Source organism: Pigmentiphaga soli (assembly GCF_039541095.1).
Classification (GTDB): Bacteria; Pseudomonadota; Gammaproteobacteria; order Burkholderiales; family Burkholderiaceae_B; genus Pigmentiphaga; species Pigmentiphaga soli.
In genome coordinates this window covers 1-17,249 of sequence record NZ_BAABFO010000031.1, presented here as the reverse complement: position 1 = coordinate 17,249, position 17,249 = coordinate 1, and the positions used below count along the sequence as shown (strand labels likewise).

General features: G+C 68.1%; 16 protein-coding genes. 8 read left to right on the top strand and 8 right to left on the bottom strand.

The features are described from left to right. The first annotated feature begins 350 nt into the window (after positions 1-350). The 7 genes from ABD927_RS21895 (at position 351) to ABD927_RS21865 (ending at position 9,540) form a co-directional block, all read left to right on the top strand. Positions 351-1,331 (top strand): Bug family tripartite tricarboxylate transporter substrate binding protein, encoded by a 981-nt coding sequence (locus ABD927_RS21895; protein WP_345252005.1) that lies wholly within the window; start codon positions 351-353, stop codon positions 1,329-1,331. 26 nt (positions 1,332-1,357) lie between these two features. Then, positions 1,358-3,502: an acetate--CoA ligase family protein gene (locus tag ABD927_RS21890; RefSeq protein ID WP_345252003.1), complete on the top strand. Its 2,145-nt coding sequence runs from the start codon at positions 1,358-1,360 to the stop codon at positions 3,500-3,502. A gap of 78 nt (positions 3,503-3,580) precedes the next feature. Continuing rightward, positions 3,581-5,227: a thiamine pyrophosphate-binding protein gene (locus ABD927_RS21885; RefSeq protein WP_345252002.1), complete on the top strand. Its 1,647-nt coding sequence runs from the start codon at positions 3,581-3,583 to the stop codon at positions 5,225-5,227. Positions 5,228-5,275: 48 nt separating this feature from the next. After that, positions 5,276-6,649: an amidase family protein gene (locus tag ABD927_RS21880; RefSeq protein WP_345252000.1), complete on the top strand. Its 1,374-nt coding sequence runs from the start codon at positions 5,276-5,278 to the stop codon at positions 6,647-6,649. After that, the gene (locus ABD927_RS21875; RefSeq protein WP_345251998.1) at positions 6,650-7,234 is read left to right on the top strand and encodes a hydrolase; all 585 of its coding nucleotides are present in this window, start codon (positions 6,650-6,652) and stop codon (positions 7,232-7,234) included. Continuing rightward, the gene (locus tag ABD927_RS21870; RefSeq protein WP_345251996.1) at positions 7,231-8,610 is read left to right on the top strand and encodes an amidase family protein; all 1,380 of its coding nucleotides are present in this window, start codon (positions 7,231-7,233) and stop codon (positions 8,608-8,610) included. Before ABD927_RS21875 ends, ABD927_RS21870 begins: the two co-directional genes overlap by 4 nt. A gap of 48 nt (positions 8,611-8,658) precedes the next feature. Then, positions 8,659-9,540, top strand: coding sequence for a polysaccharide deacetylase family protein (locus ABD927_RS21865; RefSeq protein ID WP_345251994.1), 882 nt, complete (start codon positions 8,659-8,661; stop codon positions 9,538-9,540). Positions 9,541-9,557: 17 nt separating this feature from the next. Here the strand turns inward: ABD927_RS21865 and ABD927_RS21860 are convergent, their stop codons facing one another. The 4 genes from ABD927_RS21860 to ABD927_RS21845 all read right to left on the bottom strand — a co-directional run bounded on the left by ABD927_RS21860 (position 9,558) and on the right by ABD927_RS21845 (position 13,301). After that, complete coding sequence (locus ABD927_RS21860) at positions 9,558-10,583, bottom strand: CobW family GTP-binding protein (protein ID WP_345251992.1); 1,026 nt, start codon at positions 10,581-10,583, stop codon at positions 9,558-9,560. Then, on the bottom strand, positions 10,570-10,881 hold the full coding sequence (locus ABD927_RS21855; protein WP_345251990.1) for a hypothetical protein: 312 nt from the start codon (positions 10,879-10,881) through the stop codon (positions 10,570-10,572). The genes ABD927_RS21860 and ABD927_RS21855 overlap by 14 nt, the downstream gene beginning before the upstream one ends. A gap of 90 nt (positions 10,882-10,971) precedes the next feature. Continuing rightward, a complete protein-coding gene (locus tag ABD927_RS21850; RefSeq protein WP_345251989.1) occupies positions 10,972-12,057 on the bottom strand; it encodes a tartrate dehydrogenase in 1,086 nt (361 codons plus the stop codon). A 20-nt stretch (positions 12,058-12,077) separates the two neighbouring features. Continuing rightward, positions 12,078-13,301, bottom strand: a complete 1,224-nt coding sequence (locus tag ABD927_RS21845; RefSeq protein ID WP_345251987.1) for an aspartate racemase/maleate isomerase family protein — start codon at positions 13,299-13,301, stop codon at positions 12,078-12,080. Between the two features lie 246 nt (positions 13,302-13,547). Between ABD927_RS21845 and ABD927_RS21840 the strand changes: the two genes are divergently transcribed. Continuing rightward, the gene (locus ABD927_RS21840) at positions 13,548-14,474 is read left to right on the top strand and encodes a LysR substrate-binding domain-containing protein (protein ID WP_345251986.1); all 927 of its coding nucleotides are present in this window, start codon (positions 13,548-13,550) and stop codon (positions 14,472-14,474) included. 24 nt (positions 14,475-14,498) lie between these two features. Here ABD927_RS21840 and ABD927_RS21835 read toward each other — a convergent pair whose 3' ends face one another. The 4 genes from ABD927_RS21835 to ABD927_RS21820 form a co-directional block, all read right to left on the bottom strand. Continuing rightward, positions 14,499-15,398, bottom strand: coding sequence for an AEC family transporter (locus ABD927_RS21835; protein ID WP_345251985.1), 900 nt, complete (start codon positions 15,396-15,398; stop codon positions 14,499-14,501). A 103-nt stretch (positions 15,399-15,501) separates the two neighbouring features. After that, positions 15,502-15,921, bottom strand: coding sequence for a type II toxin-antitoxin system VapC family toxin (locus tag ABD927_RS21830; RefSeq protein ID WP_345251984.1), 420 nt, complete (start codon positions 15,919-15,921; stop codon positions 15,502-15,504). After that, on the bottom strand, positions 15,918-16,166 hold the full coding sequence (locus ABD927_RS21825; RefSeq protein WP_345252047.1) for a FitA-like ribbon-helix-helix domain-containing protein: 249 nt from the start codon (positions 16,164-16,166) through the stop codon (positions 15,918-15,920). The genes ABD927_RS21830 and ABD927_RS21825 overlap by 4 nt, the downstream gene beginning before the upstream one ends. Positions 16,167-16,255: 89 nt before the next feature. Beyond that, the coding region (locus ABD927_RS21820; protein WP_345251983.1) for a YifB family Mg chelatase-like AAA ATPase at positions 16,256-17,249 on the bottom strand (994 nt) is incomplete at its 5' end.

Here is a 17,249-nt window from a genome sequence, read left to right as displayed (position 1 = left end):
CGCATATTTTCCCGGTGCCGCGAATTCATTTTCAAAATGCCGGCTGCGCCGATTCCAGTCGAAATAAATGCCGCACTATTCGGGGGCGGCTCAGGCATGAAAAGAGAATGCCGCACTATTAATGTGCGGCGCCGCACCAAAAAAGTGTTAATAATCGCCTCCGGCCAAACCCTTGCTCCGCCTGGGTCTCCGCCGGTCAGACGATTAGAAGAAGGTTTCCTCTCGCTTAATCGGCAATTATTCATGATCCGTATCTTATGAATTAACCGAACTCGACATTGTTGCCATTCGAGGTGCTGGCCTACAGTTTGTTCTCCTTTTTTGAGATATGTAGACGAAGGCGGGCAACGATGAAAACAGCTCTGGGGAAAATCGGATTCGCGCTATTCGCCGCCGCCTGCATGGCGGGGCCGCTGCAAGCGCAGGAATATCCGAGCAAGCCTGTGAACATTCTGCTGGGTTATTCCCCCGGCGGCAGCGGCGACACCATCGCCCGCTTCGTGGCCGAGGAATTGAGCAAGGCGCTGGGCCAGCCGTTCGTGGTCCAGAACCGGCCGGGCGCGGCCGGCATCATCGCGGCCGAGGCCGTGGCCCGGTCCGCCCCGGACGGCTACACGCTCCTGTCCGGCAGCTCTACCGAACTGTCGGCCAACGTCAGCGTCTACAAGCAACTGCCCTACGATCCGCGCAAGGATTTCGAGCCGATCATCCAATACAGCATCCAGCCCAACGTGCTGATGATCAAGGCCAAGGATGCCCGCCTGCCGATTTCTTCGGTGCGCGAGCTGGTCGACTACGCCAAGGCCAATCCTGGCAAGGTGTCGTACGGGTCGGCCGGCAACGGCTCCACCCAGCATTTGGCGATGGAGGCCCTGAGCATGCGCGCGGGCGTCGAACTGCTCCACGTGCCGTACAAGGGCGGCGCCAACGCCATCGCCGACCTGCTCGGCGGCCAGATCGACGTGAACTTCTCGCCGCTGCCCGAGATCATCGGCCACATCAAGAGCGGCCGCCTGAAGGCGCTGGCCGTGTCTAGCTCGCAGCGTTCGGCGCTGCTGCCGGACGTTCCCACGATGAACGAGGCGGGCGTGGCCGGCTACGAATTCGTCGGCTGGCACGGGCTGGTGGCGCCGGCCGGCACGCCGAAGGCCGTGGTCGACAAGCTCAACGCGGCGATCCAGAAGGCCCTGCAAAACGACCTGGGCAGGCGCTTGACGGAGGCGGGGCTGACGGTGACCGGCGGCACGCCCGAACAGGCGCGCCAACGGCTGAACGACAGCATCAAGCTGTACGGCGAGCTGGTCAAGGCCTCCGGCATGCCCCTCATGTAACGCATCATTTTCTTTCCCTTACCGCCATGTCACAGCACTACCTCGATCCCGTCATCAATCCTCGCACCGTCGCCGTCATCGGCGCTTCCAAAAGTCCGCTCAAGCGCGGCAACCGGGCCATCCGGACACTGGCCTCGGCTAACTATAAAGGGACAATTCTGCCTATTCATCCGTCCGATGATGAGATCCTGGGATACAAGGCCTATCCGTCCGTAGCCGCCGTTCCGTTCGACATCGACCTGGCGCTGGTCTGCACCGCCGCCGCGACCGTGCCGGACATCCTCGAGGAATGCGGCCGCAAGGGCGTCAAGGGGGCCGTGCTGCTGGCGGGCGGGTTCAGCGAGGCCAGCGAAGAAGGCCGCGTGCTGGAAGAGCGCGCGGTAGCGGTGGCCAAGCGGTACGGGGTGCGGCTGATCGGGCCTAACACCAGCGGCATGTTCAGCGCCCGCATGGGATGCAATGCCTCGGGCTGGTTCAACGTGCCCACCGGACCGCTGGCGCTGCTGTCCAATTCGGCCAACGTGCTGCTCTCGCTGGTGGCCGAATTCCAGTTCCAGGCCAACACCGGCATCAGCACCATGCTCAGCGTCGGCAATCAGGCCGACATCCAGTTCCACGAATACCTGGATTACCTGGGCACGGACGACGCCACCCGGGCGGCGCTGTTCTACGTCGAGGGGTTCAAGAACGGGCCGGCGTTCATCGAAACGGCCCGCAAGGTGGCGCCGGCCAAGCCCATCGTGATGTACGTGGCCGGCCGCAGCGACGCCGGCAAGGGCGCCGCCAAGTCGCACAGCGGTTCGCTGGCGGGCGATTACGCCGTCAGCCGCGGCGTGCTGCAGCAGGCCGGCGTGGTCATGGTGGGGCAGTCCGACCACATGTACCCGGTTGCGGATGCGCTGTCGCTGTTTCCGGTCATGAAGGGGCGCCGCGTGGCCGTCGTCTCGGAAGGCGGCGGCCCGATCACGATGGCGGCCGAAGCGCTGGCCGCCAACGGCCTGGTGCTGGCCCAGCTGTCTGCCGAGACGCAGGCCAAGATCCACGCGGTGGTGCCGGCCGCCTCGGCGATCTCCAATCCCGTGGACGCGGGCGGCGGCACCGATCCGAGGGTGGAGTACTACGGCCCGATCTCCAAGGCGATCCTGGAGGATCCGAACATCGACGCGCTGCTGCTGGTCGGCTATTTCGGCGGCTATACCACCCGCTACGACGATTCGGTCGCCGAAGCCGAGCAGGCCGTGTGCCGCGAGCTGGGCGAACTGATGCACAAGCACGGCAAGCCGGTCATCGTGCAGACCCACTTCGCGAATTTCAAGCCGTCCTCGCTGGCGGTGCTGCGCGAGGCGGGCGTGCCTTTCCATCGCCACATCGAGGTGGCCGTGCAGTGCCTGGCCGCCGCGGCCGATTATGGCCGGGCGCGCGAACGGCTGCTGGCCTCGGCCGGCGCGGACCAGGCGCTTGCGCCGCGGGCCCATGCCGAAGCCCTGATCCAGGCGGCCCGGAAGCAGGGGCGCGACCTGCTGGAGACCGAGTCGCGCGAAATCCTTGGCGAGTACGGCATCCAGGTTCCTCCCAGCGTGCTGATGCGGACCGACGGCGACGCCGCCGCGGCGATCGGCAAGCTGGGCGCCGCGCCGCTGGCCGTCAAGATCGTTTCGAAGGACATCCTGCACAAGTCCGAGGCGGGCGGGGTCAAGCTGAACGTGACGGGCGAGCAGGCGCTGCGCGCGGCATTCGCCGAGATCAAGGCCAACGCGGCCAGGTACGACGCCGGCGCCGAGGTGACCGGGGCGCTCGCCACGCCGATGGCGGCGCGCGGCGTGGAGCTGATCATAGGCGTCACGCAGGATCCGCAATACGGCAAGGTCATCATGTTCGGCCTGGGCGGCATTTTCGTCGAGGTGATCCGCGACGTGGCGTTCCGTTCGCTGCCCCTGAAGGAGGCCGACGCGCGGGAGATGATCGCCGAGCTGCGCTACGCCTCGGTGCTCGACGGCGTGCGCGGCGCGGCGGCGGCCGACAAGGAGGCGCTGGTCGACCTGCTGATGAAGGTGTCGCAGGTGGCGACGGCGCATCCGGACTTGGCCGAGATCGACCTGAACCCGGTCATCCTGCACGACAAGGGGTATTCGGTGGTCGACGCCCGCATGATCGTGGCGCCGGCGTCCTGACATACCGCGGAATTCCTGCGAAGCAGCATGTGTAAAACAAGCGGCGCGGCCCGGCCCGCCGCCAAGGAGCGAAAATAAATGAGCAAGATCAAGGGTTCGGAGATTCTCGCGAACAGTCTCAAGAAGATGGGCGTCGAGTCCATGTTCTACATCATGGGCGGCCCGATGCTGGAGGTCGAGTCGCACTGCATCCGGCAGGGGATACGCGCCATCGACGTGCGCCACGAAAGCGCCGGCGCCATGATGGCCCACGCCTGGGGCCGCTCCACCGGCAAGGTTGCCGTCTGCATGGGGTGCTCCGGACCGGGCACCACCAACATGGTCACCGGCGTGGCCACCGCCTGGGGAGATGCCGTGCCGGTGCTCGCCATCGGCGGGTCAGCGCCCCTGAACTCGATCGGCGGCAACCAGGGCATTTTCCAGGAAATCGACCAGGTCGCGCTGTTCCGGCCGATCACCAAATGGGCCGAGCGCGTCACCAACATCCGCCGGATTCCCGAAATGGTGGCGACCGCGCTGCGGCAGGCTCGCCATGGCCGTCCGGGCCCCGTGTACCTGGATATGCCGGGCGACATCCTGTATGAGCTGATCGACGAAGAAGAGATCGTCTACCCCGAACTCGAACGGGCCCAGCCGGCGCACCGCCCGTACGGGGCGCCGGCCGCCATCGACCAGGCCCTGCGCCTGCTGGAGCAGGCCCGCAAGCCGATCATCCTGAGCGGCAGCGGCGTGCTGTGGTCGCAGGCTTCGTCCGCCTTCGGGCGCTTCGTCGAGCAGGCCGGCATCCCGTTCTTCACCACGCCCCAGGGGCGCGGCGTGCTGCCCGACGATCACGAACTGGCCTTCTTGTACGCCAAGTCCACCGCCATGCGCGAGGCTGACCTGGTTATCTCGGTGGCCACCCGCTCCAACTACGTCAACGGCCATCTGCGCGCGCCGCGGCTGAACGGGGACGCGAAGATCATCCAGATCAACATCGACCCGCAGGAAATCGGGCTGACCCGCGGCTGCGACGTCGGCATCGTGGGCGACGCCAAGGCGGTGCTGGGGCAATTGCTGGAGGCCGGCCAGGGCCGCCTCGACAAGCAGCGCTACCACGACTGGGTATCGAAGCTGACGGCGATCAATGCCGAGAAGGCGCAGCAGGCGGAAGCCAAGCTGAACATCGACCAGGAGATGATCCATCCGCTGCGGCTGTGCAAGGAAATCCGCGATTTCCTGGACCGCGACGCCATCCTCGTGGTCGACGGCCAGGAGATCCTCAACTATGCCCGCCAGTCGATCCCGACCTTCCATCCCGGCCACCGCCTGAATTCCGGCACCTTCGGCACCATGGGCGTGGGCCTGCCGTTCGGTATCGGCGCCAAGCTGGCGCATCCCGACAAACAGGTGCTGGTGCTGCACGGCGACGGTTCGTTCGGCATGCATGCGATGGAGCTGGACACCGCGCGCCGGTTCAATATCCCCCTGGTCACGGTGATCAGCCTGAACGGCGGCTGGACGGCCGATCCGGACGGCGTCAAGCCCGGCCGCGACCTCGGCTTCACCCGCTACGACAAGATGGCCGAAGGCCTGGGCTGCTTCGGCGCCTACGTGGAGAAGGCCGAAGACATCCGGCCGGCGCTGGAACGGGCTTTCGCCGCCAAGGTGCCTGCCGTAGTGAACGTCCGGACCGATCCCCTGGCCCGCGCCGTCACCGCCAAGTTTTCCAGCTACAGCACCTGACGGGCGCCGTGCGGTTCGTGCGCCCCGGCCTTCGGAGTCCGCTACGCCATGGCTGACGTTCCGGCATTCCATCAATATGGCGCGGTCGAGCTGGGGCGCCGGCTGCGTGCCGGCGAGTGCCAGGCCGAGGAGGTGGCTGAGCATTTCATCGACCGCATCCGCGCCTGCCCCGACCCGGCCGTCTTCCTCCATGCCACCTTCGACCGCGCGCGGCGCGAGGCGGGCGCCAGCGGCGAACGCCTGCGGCGCGGCGCACCGCTGGGCCCGCTGGACGGCGTGCCGGTCGTCTGGAAAGACGTCTTCGATCTGGCCGGGACGCCGACGACCGCCGGTTCGCGGCTGCTGGCGGACCGCGGCCCGCCGGTGGCGGACGCCGATGTCGTGCACCGCGCCGGCCTGGCCGGCCTGGTGTCGCTGGGCAAGACCAATCTGACGGAGTTCGCCAACTCGGCCCTCGGCCTCAATCCGCACTACGGCACGCCGCACAACCCGCGCGCGGCCGATGCGCCGCGGGTGCCGGGCGGGTCGTCGTCGGGCGCGGCGGTTGCGGTGGCGCGCGGTCTGGCGCCGCTGGCCGTCGGCACCGATACCGGCGGATCGATCCGCACGCCTGCCGCGTTCAACGGCCTGGCGGGCTTCAAGGCCTCGGTGGGGCGCTACGACATGCGCGGCGTGTTTCCGCTGGCGCCGTCGCTGGACTCCGTGGGCCTGTTGGCCGGCAGTGTCGCCGACTGCGCGGCCCTGGACGCCGCCCTGTGCGGCGATGCCCGGCTGCCGGTGCCGCAGGACCCGCTGTGCTGTCACGTGCCGGCCGATATCCTGGCCTGGGCCGACCCCGACGTGCGGGAGAATTTCGAGTCCGTCCTGGCCTGCCTGGAACGGCATGGGATCGCCTGCCGGATGCTTGCCCTGCCGGACTTCGGGCTGATCGAGGAAGGCATGCGGCGGCACGGCGGCATCAGCCTGGCCGAGGCCTATCGCGAGCACCGCAATTGGGTGGAAAGCCCGCAGGGCGCGCGCCTGATGGATCCCTTCGTGCGGCAGCGGATCCTGAAAGGCCGGGCCATGTCGGCATACGATCTGCTTGCGCTGCAGGCACTGCGGCGGGACTGTGCCGGCCGGGTGTGGGCCGCCGTGCGGGGCGGTCCGCTGCTGATGCCGACCGCGCCGCACGTGGCGCCGCTGCTCGGGCAAGTGGAGGGTTCGCCCGCGGAGTTCGAGCGCCTGAACCGGAGAACCACCTGTTTCTCGGTCATGGCCAATATGCTGGACGGCTGCAGCGTGTCGATTCCGAGCGGCCGCGGACAGGCCGGCATGCCGGTCGGCGTCTCGCTCGGCATGCCGGCGGGGTCCGAGCGGGAACTGCTGTCGTGGGCGCTGCGCGTAGAGTCCGCCATCCAATATCGAGTCGAGGAGAAATGAATGACGAGTGTTTCCGCCAAAAAGATGTCCGCCGCCGAGTCGCAGCTGCTCGTGGTCGACATGCAGGAACGGCTGCTGCCGGCCATGCATGCCGGACCGCGGGCGCTGGAGCGCGTCCTGGCGCTGGCCGGGACGGCAGCCGACCTGGCCATCCCGTGGCTGTGCTCCGAGCAATACCCGCAGGGGCTCGGGCCGACGGTGCAACCGCTGGCCGCCCTGCTGTCCGCCGATCAGCCCGCGCTTGCCAAGCTGGCGTTCTCCTGCGTGGGCGAGCCCGCGCTGGCCGCGCGCATGTCGCAGCTGCGCGAGCGGGCCGGCCGGCGCCAGGCCATCGTGACGGGTATCGAGGCGCATGTGTGCGTGCTGCAGACCTGCCTGGACCTGCTGGCGCAGGGCTTCGAGGTGTTCGTGGTGGCCGACGCGGTCGACTCGCGCCATCCCGCCAACCATGCCCTGGCGCTGGACCGCATGCGGCAGGCGGGGGCCTCGATCGTATCCACCGAGATGGTGCTGTTCGAATGGGTCGGCGCGGCGGGCACCGATGCGTTCAAGCACGTGTCGCGGCGCGTGAAGGGCTTGTCATGAGCGCTGGCCTGGATGCCGGATCGTGGCGGCTGCCGGTCGTCGAACTGGGCCGCATGCTGACGCAGGGGGCGACGGATCCGGTCGAGCTGGCGGAGTACTTCATCGCGCGCATCCAGACCTGCCCCGACCGCGCGGTACTGATCTCGACCTGCTTCGAGCGGGCGCGCGGGGAGGCCGCGCAGAGCGCCGCGCGCCATCGCGCGGGCAAGCCACTGGGACCGCTCGACGGCATCCCCGTCATCTGGAAAGACAACATCGACGTGGCCGGCAGCGTCACCACGGCGGGGTCCGCCCTGTTCAGGGACGCGGCGCCGGCGCGCGAAGACGCGGCGGTCGTGCGCCGCCTCGCCGCTGCCGGCATGGTCACGCTGGGCAAGGCCAATCTGAGCGAATTCGCCTATACCGCCCTGGGGATGAATCCGCATTTCGGCACGCCGCGCAATCCGCTGGCCACGGGCGAGGCGCGTGTGCCGGGCGGCTCCTCCAGCGGGTCGGCGGTCGCCGTCGCGGCCGGCCTGGCGCCCGTGGCGATCGGCACCGATACAGGCGGTTCGACCCGGGTGCCGGCGGCGTTCAACGGCCTGGTCGGCTTCAAGCCCGCGGAGAGCCGCTACGACAGGACCGGCGTGTTTCCGCTGTCGACCACGCTCGACACGGTGGGCGTGCTGGCGCGCGGCGCCGCCGATTGCCTGCTGGTGGACCGGGCGCTCACCGGCGAGGACGAGCCGGATGAAGGCCGGCCGCTGCCCTTGTCGGAGGTGTCGATCGTGGTGCCGCACGAGTACGCCAGCGTGCCGGTGGAGCCGGAGGTGACGCGCAACTTCCTGGATGCCGTCGACCGGCTGGAGAAGCTCGGCGCGCGCGTGAAGCAGCGGTCGGTGCCCGAACTGGAGATGATGCAGCGTCTGGTCGACGAACACGGCGCATTCGCGGCGGCCGAGGCCTATGCCGTTCATGCGAAGCTGCTGGAGAGCCGCAGCGCGGAACGGATGGATCCGTTCGTGCGGGCGCGCATGCTGGCAGGCCGGCCCATGGCCGGCCTGCATTTCACGGCGCTGCGCGAAGGTCGGCTGCGGCTGCGGCGCAGCCTGCGCGCCGCCGCCGGCGACGCGCTCATCGCCGTGCCGACCGTGCCGCACGTGGCGCCGCTGCTCGAGCCCCTGGCCAACGACCCGGCGCTGTTCGCGCAGACCAATCTGCGCACGATCAGCAATACCCACCTGGGAAATCTGCTGAACCTGTGCGGCCTGGCCATCCCCAGCGGCACCGGCCAGGCGGGCATGCCCACCAGCATCCTGTTCCAGGGCATGGCCGGGACCGAAAGCGCGCTGCTGCGGGCGGGCGTGTCGCTGCAGGCGGCCCTGGAGCGGGGATGAGCGGCCGCGGCATTTCGTCATTCATGAAGTCATAAAGGAGCGTACGGCATGGCAAAGGAAATATTGTGCGGATTCGGCATCGACGTGGATGCCGTGGCGGGATGGCTCGGCTCCTACGGCGGCGAGGATTCCCCCGACGACATCTCGCGCGGCCTGTTCGCCGGCGAAGTGGGCGTGCCGCGCCTGCTGTCGCTGTTCGAGCGGTTCGGCATCAAGACCACCTGGTTCGTGCCGGGCCACTCCGTCGAGACCTTCCCCGAGCAGATCCGCAAGGTGAGCGAGGCCGGCCACGAGATCGGCGTCCACGGCTACTCGCACGAGAATCCCATCGCGATGAGCGCGCAGCAGGAAGAAGACGTCCTGGACAAGTGCATCGAGCTGATCACGGAGATTTCCGGGCGCAGGCCTACGGGCTATGTCGCGCCGTGGTGGGAGTTCAGCGGCATCACCAACGAACTGCTGCTGAAGAAGGGCATCAAGTACGACCACAGCCTGATGCACAAGGACTTCGAGCCCTACCGCGTGCGCGTCGGCGACAGCTGGACGCGGATCGACTACGGCAAGAAGGCCGGCGAGTGGATGAAGCCGCTGGTGCGCGGCAAGGAAACCCCGCTGATCGAGATCCCGGCCAGCTGGTACCTGGACGATCTGCCGCCGATGATGTTCATCAAGAAGTCGCCCAACAGCCATGGCTTCGTCAACCCGCGCCACCTGGAGGAGATGTGGCGCGACCAGTTCGACTGGGTCTACCGCGAGTGCGACTACGCGGTCTTTCCGATCACGATCCACCCCGATGTGTCGGGCCGGCCGCAGGTGCTGCTGATGCTGGAGCGGCTGTTCAACCACATGCGCAGCCATCCCGGGGTGCGCTTCGTGACGCTGGACGAGATGGCCGACGATTTCGACCGCCGCTTCCCGTTCGAGGGGTGAGGCGGCGCCTGGCGCGTTCAGCCGCGCCAGGAATCGAACTCGGCATAGGAGGCCAGCAGGGCCTGTTCGTCGGGCAGGTCGCCGATCAGCACGAGGTGCGAGCGCCGGTCGCCGCCCGGCCAGGCGTCGAGGTGGGCCGGCGGATGCATCAGGTGCTGCACCCCGTGCAGCACCGTGGGCCGGTCGGCGCCGGCGATGTTCAGCAGGCCCTTGATGCGCAGCAGGGTATCGCCGTAGCGGTATTGCAGCATGCTGAGCCAGGTGCCGAGCACGGTCCAGTCCAGCGGCGCATCGAAGGTCAGCGTGACGGTGCGGAACCGGCTGGCGTGCCGGTTCGCCGGCCGCGGACGCAGGTAGCCGTCGCCCGGCGCGTCGTCCGCCGGCAGCCAGCGGAGGATCTCCCTGGCGCGGCCGGGCGAGGCGATGTCTTCGTCGAGCCTCAGCCCGCCGGGGTCCGGCCCGTGCAGCGGCACTTCCAGCAGGGCGGTCCGGTTCAGCGCGCGCAGCGCCGCCACCAGCGCATCGACCCTGTCCGGCTCGGCGAGATCGGCCTTGGTGACGATGAGGCGGTCGGCGACGATCGCCTGCTTGGCCGATTCGGGGTAGTTCGACAATTGGCGCAGCCCCGCCACCGCGTCCACCGTGGCCACCACCGCGCCCAGGCGGAAATGGTGGACCAGCATGTCGTCCACCGTCAGCGTGTTGAGCACCGGCGTGGGGTCGGCCATGCCGGTGGTCTCGATGAATACGCGCCGGAACGGCGGCACCAGGCCGCGGTCCCGCCTGTCGAGCAGCCCGGCCAGCGCCGTCCGCATGTCGCTGTGCACGCCGCAGCAGATGCAGCCGTTCTTCAGGACGATGGTTTCCTGCTCGACGTAGTCGATCAGCAGGTGGTCCAGGCTGACGCTGCCCAGTTCGTTGATCAGCACCGCGCTGTCGGCGAATGCCGCGTCGGCCAGGAGCCGCTTGAGCAGGGTGGTCTTGCCGCTTCCCAGGAAACCGGTGACGACGTGGACCGGCAGCAGATCTTCAGCGGGCGGCATCGGCGGGGGCGGACGGTTCGGGGCGCAGCTGGATGCGCCCGGCCGAACGGACCAGCGCGAGGGGGTCGGGCTTGCGGCCGGTCAGCCTTTCCACGGCAGCCCAGATCTGCGCCAGGTCGTGGACGATCTCGGATTTTCCGGTGTAGCTTTCCAGCACGTAGGCGCTGCCCTGCCAGTCGCTGATCCGGCAGGCATACGCGGCCAGTATCTGCCTGAGAATCCCCAGCCGCGCCAGGCGCTGCCGGCGCGGCGTATCGGCGCCGCCCTGGTCGGCCCAGTGGCGGCGCTGGACGAGCACTCCGCACAAACCGCACATGTCATTCCTCGCGCGATGCTGCTTTGCCGGACGGTTGGCTGCGATTGTACAGGTGGCCTCCCGTCGGCTTGCTCAGCCCGCGTTTTCCAGCGCGGCCGCGATGGCCTTGCCCAGATCGGTGGTGCTGCCGGTGCCGCCGAGGTCGGGCGTCAGGCGTTCGCCGCCTTCCAGCGCCGATTCGATCGCAGCGACGATCGCATCGTGCGCGGCCCGGTAGTTCGGCGCGCCGTCGCCCAGGAAGTCGAGCATCATGGCGCCGGACCAGATCATCGCGATGGGGTTGGCGATATTGCGGCCGTAGATGTCCGGAGCCGAGCCGTGCACCGGCTCGAACAGCGAGGGATAGCGCCGTTCGGGATTCAGATTGGCCGACGGCGCCAGGCCGATGGTGCCGGTGCAGGCGGGGCCGAGGTCCGACAGGATGTCGCCGAACAGGTTGGAGGCCACGACCACGTCGAAGCGCTGCGGATTGAGGACGAAGTGGGCGGCCAGGATGTCGATGTGGTATTTGTCCCAAGCCACGTCGGGAAAGCCGGCGGCGACCGCCTCCAGCCGCTTGTCCCAGAACGGCATGCTGATGGAAATGCCGTTCGATTTGGTGGCCGAGGTCAGGTGGCGCTTGGGCCGGCTTCGGGCCAGGTCGAACGCATACTTCAGGATGCGGTCCACGCCGTAGCGCGAGAAGACCGCCTCCTGGACCACGACCTCGCGCTCGGTGCCCTCGTACATATGGCCGCCCACTGACGAATACTCGCCTTCGGAATTCTCGCGGACCACCAGGAAATCGATGTCGCCGGGACGGCGGCCGCTCAACGGGCACGGCACGCCCGGCAGCAGTCGCACCGGCCGCAGGTTGACGTATTCGTCGAACCTGCGCCGGAACTGCAGCAGCGAGCCCCACAGCGAGATGTGGTCGGGCACCTTGTCGGGCCAGCCGACCGCGCCGAAATAGATGGCGTCGAATCCCTGCAGCCGTTCGAACCAGTCGTCGGGCATCATCTGGCCGTGCTTCAGGTAATAGTCGCAATTGGCCCAGTCGAAGGTTTCGTAGCCAAGGGCAAGGTCGAACCTGCGCGCCGCCGCTTCCAGTACCCGCAGGCCCTCGGGCATGACTTCGTTGCCGATGCCGTCGCCGGCGATGACTGCTATCTTGTGCATATTCCGTTTCCAGGCCTTGCTCAGGCTTGCGCCTTCAGCCAGGAGGCTTGTTCGAGGATGCTGCGCGCGCGCTTCAGCGCGCGCTCCAGCGCGTTCAGTTCCGTGTCGGTCCAGGTGCGCGTGCCCGGAATATGATGGACCGAGATCCATCCCATCATGTGGTCGCCGGCAAGAATGGGGCCGAGCACCTGGGCCTTGACGCCGTAGACGTTCATCAGGGCCGCGGGCGGCGGCACTTCCGAGTTGACGCAGTCGTCCTGCACCAGCAGCCTGCGGTTGGCTTCGAGCCAGCGGACGGTGCCCAGGCTGCGCTGGTTCAGCGACGAGTCGAGCTTCAACGGCGCCACGCCGGGGGCGGTGGCCTCCGCGTAGACGTCGTCGCAGTGGATGTTGTGTTCCGGCACGTCCAGGCGGATGGTGGTGCGGCTTGCCTTGCATTCGTGGAGCAGCTCCTGCATCACCTCCTGCAGCGCGTTGATGACGGGATGGTCGCGCAGCAGCATGCCCCAGCCGTGTATGGGGCGGTCCACGCCGGCCATCGCCAGGGCATGCCACGCCGTCACGGCGATGCTATCGAGCACCGGCTTGCCGAGTTCGTGCTCCATTTCGTCCAGCAGCACGGTGGCAGGCAGATTGGTGCAGCCAACCATCAGGCAATCGGCCTCGGGATGATCGGCGTCGCGCAGCAGCTGGCGCAGGCGTTCGAACGTCGTCCGGCCGACGCGCACATTGACCGTTTCGTCCAGGCGAGCCTGGCGGATGCCGTGGAAGCCTTCCTTTTCATAGGAGGCCAGCATCTTCGCGGTCGGGCCCTCGACGTACGGGACCGCCAGGCCGTAGCGCCGCACGCCGTATTTGCGGAAAGCCTCGACCTGCGCCAGCGAAGAGGTCGACGCCGCAATGCCGGTATGCCGCGTAATGCTTTCGCAGATCTCGCGGTCGATATCGAGTCCTTCGCCCGACCAGGCGCCGGACGTGCCGTTCCAGATGATGGCGTCGACTTCCGCGTCCGCCAGCAGGCGGGCCGCCGCGAGCATCGAGTCAGTCTGGAACTGCCCGACGTCGGCCGGATCCAGCGTCAGCGTCCTGACGCTCAGGCGCGCGCAGTGGACCGACACCAGATCGCCGACGGGCTCGAACATCATGGCCGTGAGCGGCTCCAGCGCGGTGTTGGAGGACGGGGTGATGAAACCTATTTTCTTGAGTGACCCAAGACCGTCTCGCGACAGCAGGCGCTTGCGCATGTTGATCCCCTTGTGTAGAGCCGGCGGCTTCGCCGGATCGGCTCGGACATTGTAGTGAGCGGCGCAAGGGATTTACTGCCACGCTTCGTGAATGCCCAGAACACAAATCAGAAAGAATCGGCGGGCAATTCCCGGTAGCGGGCAATTGCGGAGGGCTTGGCGATGGGGTAACTTAAATAAACAAAAGCTATAGGTGTCGGAGGAAGGACCTTTCTTTTCGATAAGGGGTGGGCCGAACGCCTTGCCATGCAGAAATTTCCCGCCAATCCGGATTTGCAAGTATTCATCACGGTCGTTCGGAAAGGCGGATTCGCCGCGGCGGCCGAAGAACTGGGCGTTTCGCCGGCCTATATCAGCAAGAGGGTGCGCCTGCTCGAACAGGAACTGGGCACGCCGCTATTGCATCGGACCACCCGGCGCGTGGCCGTCACCGAGGCCGGCGAGCGGGTCTACCACCTGGCCCAGGGCGTCCTCGACCAGCTCGACCAGCTCGTGCAAGGCGTGCGGATCACCCAGCAGATTCCGCGCGGCTCGTTGCGCATCAGCAGCAGTTTCGGATTCGGGCGCAACATCGTGGCGCCCGCCATCTCCGCATTGCGCGAACGCTATCCGACCCTGCAGGTACGCCTGGAGGTCTTCGATCGGCTGGTGGATGTCGCCACCGAAGGCTACGACCTGGATTTCAGGGTCGGCGACGACATCGCGCCCCACCTGATCGCGCGCCGCCTGGGCGCCAACAAGCGGATCCTGTGCGCCTCGCCCAAGTATCTTCGGGAACGCGGCACGCCTCGCGTCCTGTCCGATCTGTTGAACCATGATTGCCTGGTGATCAAGGAACGGGACCATCCGTTCGGCGTGTGGCGGCTGCGTGCCGGCGCCAAGGAAGAAACCGTCAAGGTAACGGGTTCCCTGTCGACCAACAATGGCGAGATCGCCCTGGGCTGGGCGGTCGAAGGGCGCGGGATCCTGCTGCGCTCGCTCTGGAACATCGAGCCGGCGATCAGGTCGGGAAAACTGGTCCACATCCTGCCGGACTATTGCCAGGAGGCGAACTTCTGGGCCGTCTACCCCTCGCGCTTGGACAATTCCGCCAAAGTGCGCGTGACGGTGGAGTTCATGGATGCCTATCTGCGCAAGCTGCAGGCGTCCCACGAAGGGCGCTACCTGCCCTGACCGCGCGGCCGGGGCGGCCCGCGTCTAGCCCGGCGTCGATCCCAGCAGCCACAGCAGCAGGGGCGCCAGCAGCAGGAACGCCAGCGTCGACACCAGCACGGCGCCCGCCGAGACGTCGGCCACGTCGGTATAGCGCCTGGCGTAGATATAGCTGACGACGGCGCAGGGCATGGCCATCTGCAGTGTCAGGGCGCCCGCGACGTCCGCCGGCAGCGCCACGCGGCTGGCGGCATAGCCCGCTGCGAGGCCGATCGCCAGCCGCATCGCGCTTATCTTGGCGCCGGCGCGCAGGCCGTCGGACGGGATGAGGGCCAGCGCGTGTCCCAGGCTCAGCAGCATGAGGGGCACGGTCATGCTGCCGACCAGGTCGGTGGTGTCGAGTATCCACTGCGGCGGCACGAAGTCCGACAGCCGGCAGGCCACCGCCAGCAGGGCAGACAGCAGGACCGGGCTCCTCCACGCCGGGGGCATGCCGTGCGTGGCGGGCAGCGTGCGCACGCCGACCGTGTGCTGAAGGAAGGTACATATGGCGAAGAAGGCGACGGCCGTCGACAGGCCGGCGTCGCCGAACGCCATGTGGGAAACCGGCAGGCCCAGGTTGCCGGCATTGGGAAACGTCACGGTGGGCAGCAGCTTGCGCACCGGCAGGCGGGCCAGCTTCAGCGCCGCCGCGCCCGCCGCCATGGTCAGCCCCAGGGCTAGCACCGACGCGGCGGCGATGACGGCGATCACATGGTTGCTGAGCGGCGTGGTAACCAGGATATGGAAGATCAGCGCCGGCGTGGCGACCGTGGTGACCAGCAGGCTCAGGAAATGGGCAGGAAATTCCAGTCCCTTCTTGGCCCAAGCCGCGCCGATTGCAATGACCGTAACGGGCGGGGCCAGCAGCCCCAGTATCGAGACGTAGGGGATCAGGAGGCCCATGCCCAGGTATCGTGCCGGAAAGTCGAAGACCCGCAGCATAGCGCGAACGCGGCGCCATTCGCGCGCATCGGGCGGCCGTGCCGGATCGCTTCGGGTTTCCCGGTCAACGGTTCCACGGGTTGATCACGGAGATTCCGCAGTCGCCGAAGTCTTTGGCGTTGCGCGTTGCCAGGCTCGCGCCACGCGAGCGCGCAATGGCCGCGATCATGGCATCGAACTGGCTGATCGGCCGGCCCATCGCCCGGCGCGTTGCCGCGATCTCGGCGTAGGCGCCCGCCGCGTCGCTATCGAAACCCAGCACCTGTCCTGCGAAATCCGCCGCGAAAATGGCCTGCACCGCCGTCAGCAGGGCCGACTTGCGTTGGCCATCGGGCAGCAGCCGCACGCCATGAAGCAGCTCGCCTTGCGTCACCGTCGTGGTGAACAGCGCGAAGCGCGGCTGGCTTTCCAGCCACGCCAGCATTTGCGGATCGGGAGCCGGCCGCAGGATCTCGGACAGCACATTGGTATCCAGAACGATCACGCGCCCAGCTCCGGCGGCGTGCGGATCGCTTCGCGGGCCGGCTGTTCCAGTTCGATGCCTCCCAGCGGCGCGATACGCGCCCGGACCGCCGCCATCAAGGAAACGCCCCGTGCCGGCTCGACGGACAATGCGGCGCGCAGGATGTCGCGCGCTTCGTCTTCCATCGAACGGCCGTGCAAAGCCGCCTGCACGCGCAAGCGCCCCTTGAGCTGATCGTCGATGTTGCGGATGGTCATGGTTGCCATGGGCACCTCGTTAATCATTGACTGCATTTTAATCATTGATGGATGCTCTGACAACTTTTTCATGAAGTCCCTCTGCGACGTCCTGAGTTTCAGTTCGTCCGATCGGGCAGCCGGTACTGCACGGCCTCCGCAATATGGGCTGGTCCGATCGTGTCGGCGCCGGCCAGGTCGGCCACGGTGCGGGCCACCCGCAGGATGCGGTGGCCCGCCCGCGCCGAGCCGCCCATGCGCAGCAGCGCCCGCTTCCACAGGCGGTGGGCGTCGGGTTCGAGCCGGCAGTGGGCTTCGGTGCCGGTGGCGTCCAGGGCGCCGTTGCTGCGGCCCTGGCGCGCCAGCTGGCGCCGGTGGGCGGCCTCCACGCGCGGGCGGATGGCGGCGGTGGGTTCGGCCGGCGGCGCGTCGGGCCAGTCGTCGGCCGGCGGCGGCACGTCCACATAAAGGTCGATGCGGTCGAGCAGCGGGCCGGAGACGCGGGCCCTGTAGGCGGCCACCTGGTCCGGAGTGCAGGAGCAGGCGCGCCGCGGATGGCCGTGCCAGCCGCAGCGGCAGGGGTTCATCGCCGCCACCAGCTGGAAGCGGGCCGGGTAGCAGACGCGGTAGCCGACGCGGGCGATGGCGACGCGGCCGGTTTCCATCGGTTCGCGCAGCATGTCGAGCACGTGGCGGCCGAACTCGGGCAGCTCGTCGAGAAATAGGACGCCCAGGTGGGCCAGGCTGATTTCGCCGGGGCGGGGCCGGGTGCCGCCGCCGACCAGCGCGGCGGCGCTGGTGGAATGATGCGGCGCCCGCAGCGGGCGCGCGCCCAGTGCGATGCCGGCCGAAGGCTCGCCGCCGGCGGCCAGGCCGGCGATGGCCGCCGCTTCCAGCGCTTCGACCGGCTCGAGCGGCGGCAGAAGGCCGGGCAGGCGCTGCGCCAGCATGGTCTTGCCGGCGCCGGGCGAACCGCTCAGCAGCAGGCTGTGGCCGCCGGCCGCGGCGACCTCCAGCGCGCGCCGGGCGCCCGCCTGGCCTTTGACGTCGGCCATGCACGGCACGGCAGGCGCAGCGGCGGCCGGCGCCGGCTGGGCGGGCGCCAGAGCGGCG

What these genes read in the sequence shown, in the direction of transcription:
- ABD927_RS21865 (WP_345251994.1), top strand. Translation starts at nt 8,659, where the DNA reads ATGGCAAAGGAAATATTGTGCGGATTCGGCATCGACGTGGATGCCGTG.
- ABD927_RS21895 (WP_345252005.1), top strand. Translation starts at nt 351, where the DNA reads ATGAAAACAGCTCTGGGGAAAATCGGATTCGCGCTATTCGCCGCCGCC.
- ABD927_RS21835 (WP_345251985.1), bottom strand. Translation starts at nt 15,398, where the DNA reads ATGGGCCTCCTGATCCCCTACGTCTCGATACTGGGGCTGCTGGCCCCG.
- ABD927_RS21840 (WP_345251986.1), top strand. Translation starts at nt 13,548, where the DNA reads ATGCAGAAATTTCCCGCCAATCCGGATTTGCAAGTATTCATCACGGTC.
- ABD927_RS21880 (WP_345252000.1), top strand. Translation starts at nt 5,276, where the DNA reads ATGGCTGACGTTCCGGCATTCCATCAATATGGCGCGGTCGAGCTGGGG.
- ABD927_RS21890 (WP_345252003.1), top strand. Translation starts at nt 1,358, where the DNA reads ATGTCACAGCACTACCTCGATCCCGTCATCAATCCTCGCACCGTCGCC.
- ABD927_RS21860 (WP_345251992.1), bottom strand. Translation starts at nt 10,583, where the DNA reads ATGCCGCCCGCTGAAGATCTGCTGCCGGTCCACGTCGTCACCGGTTTC.
- ABD927_RS21875 (WP_345251998.1), top strand. Translation starts at nt 6,650, where the DNA reads ATGACGAGTGTTTCCGCCAAAAAGATGTCCGCCGCCGAGTCGCAGCTG.
- ABD927_RS21870 (WP_345251996.1), top strand. Translation starts at nt 7,231, where the DNA reads ATGAGCGCTGGCCTGGATGCCGGATCGTGGCGGCTGCCGGTCGTCGAA.
- ABD927_RS21825 (WP_345252047.1), bottom strand. Translation starts at nt 16,166, where the DNA reads ATGGCAACCATGACCATCCGCAACATCGACGATCAGCTCAAGGGGCGC.
- ABD927_RS21885 (WP_345252002.1), top strand. Translation starts at nt 3,581, where the DNA reads ATGAGCAAGATCAAGGGTTCGGAGATTCTCGCGAACAGTCTCAAGAAG.
- ABD927_RS21845 (WP_345251987.1), bottom strand. Translation starts at nt 13,301, where the DNA reads ATGCGCAAGCGCCTGCTGTCGCGAGACGGTCTTGGGTCACTCAAGAAA.
- ABD927_RS21850 (WP_345251989.1), bottom strand. Translation starts at nt 12,057, where the DNA reads ATGCACAAGATAGCAGTCATCGCCGGCGACGGCATCGGCAACGAAGTC.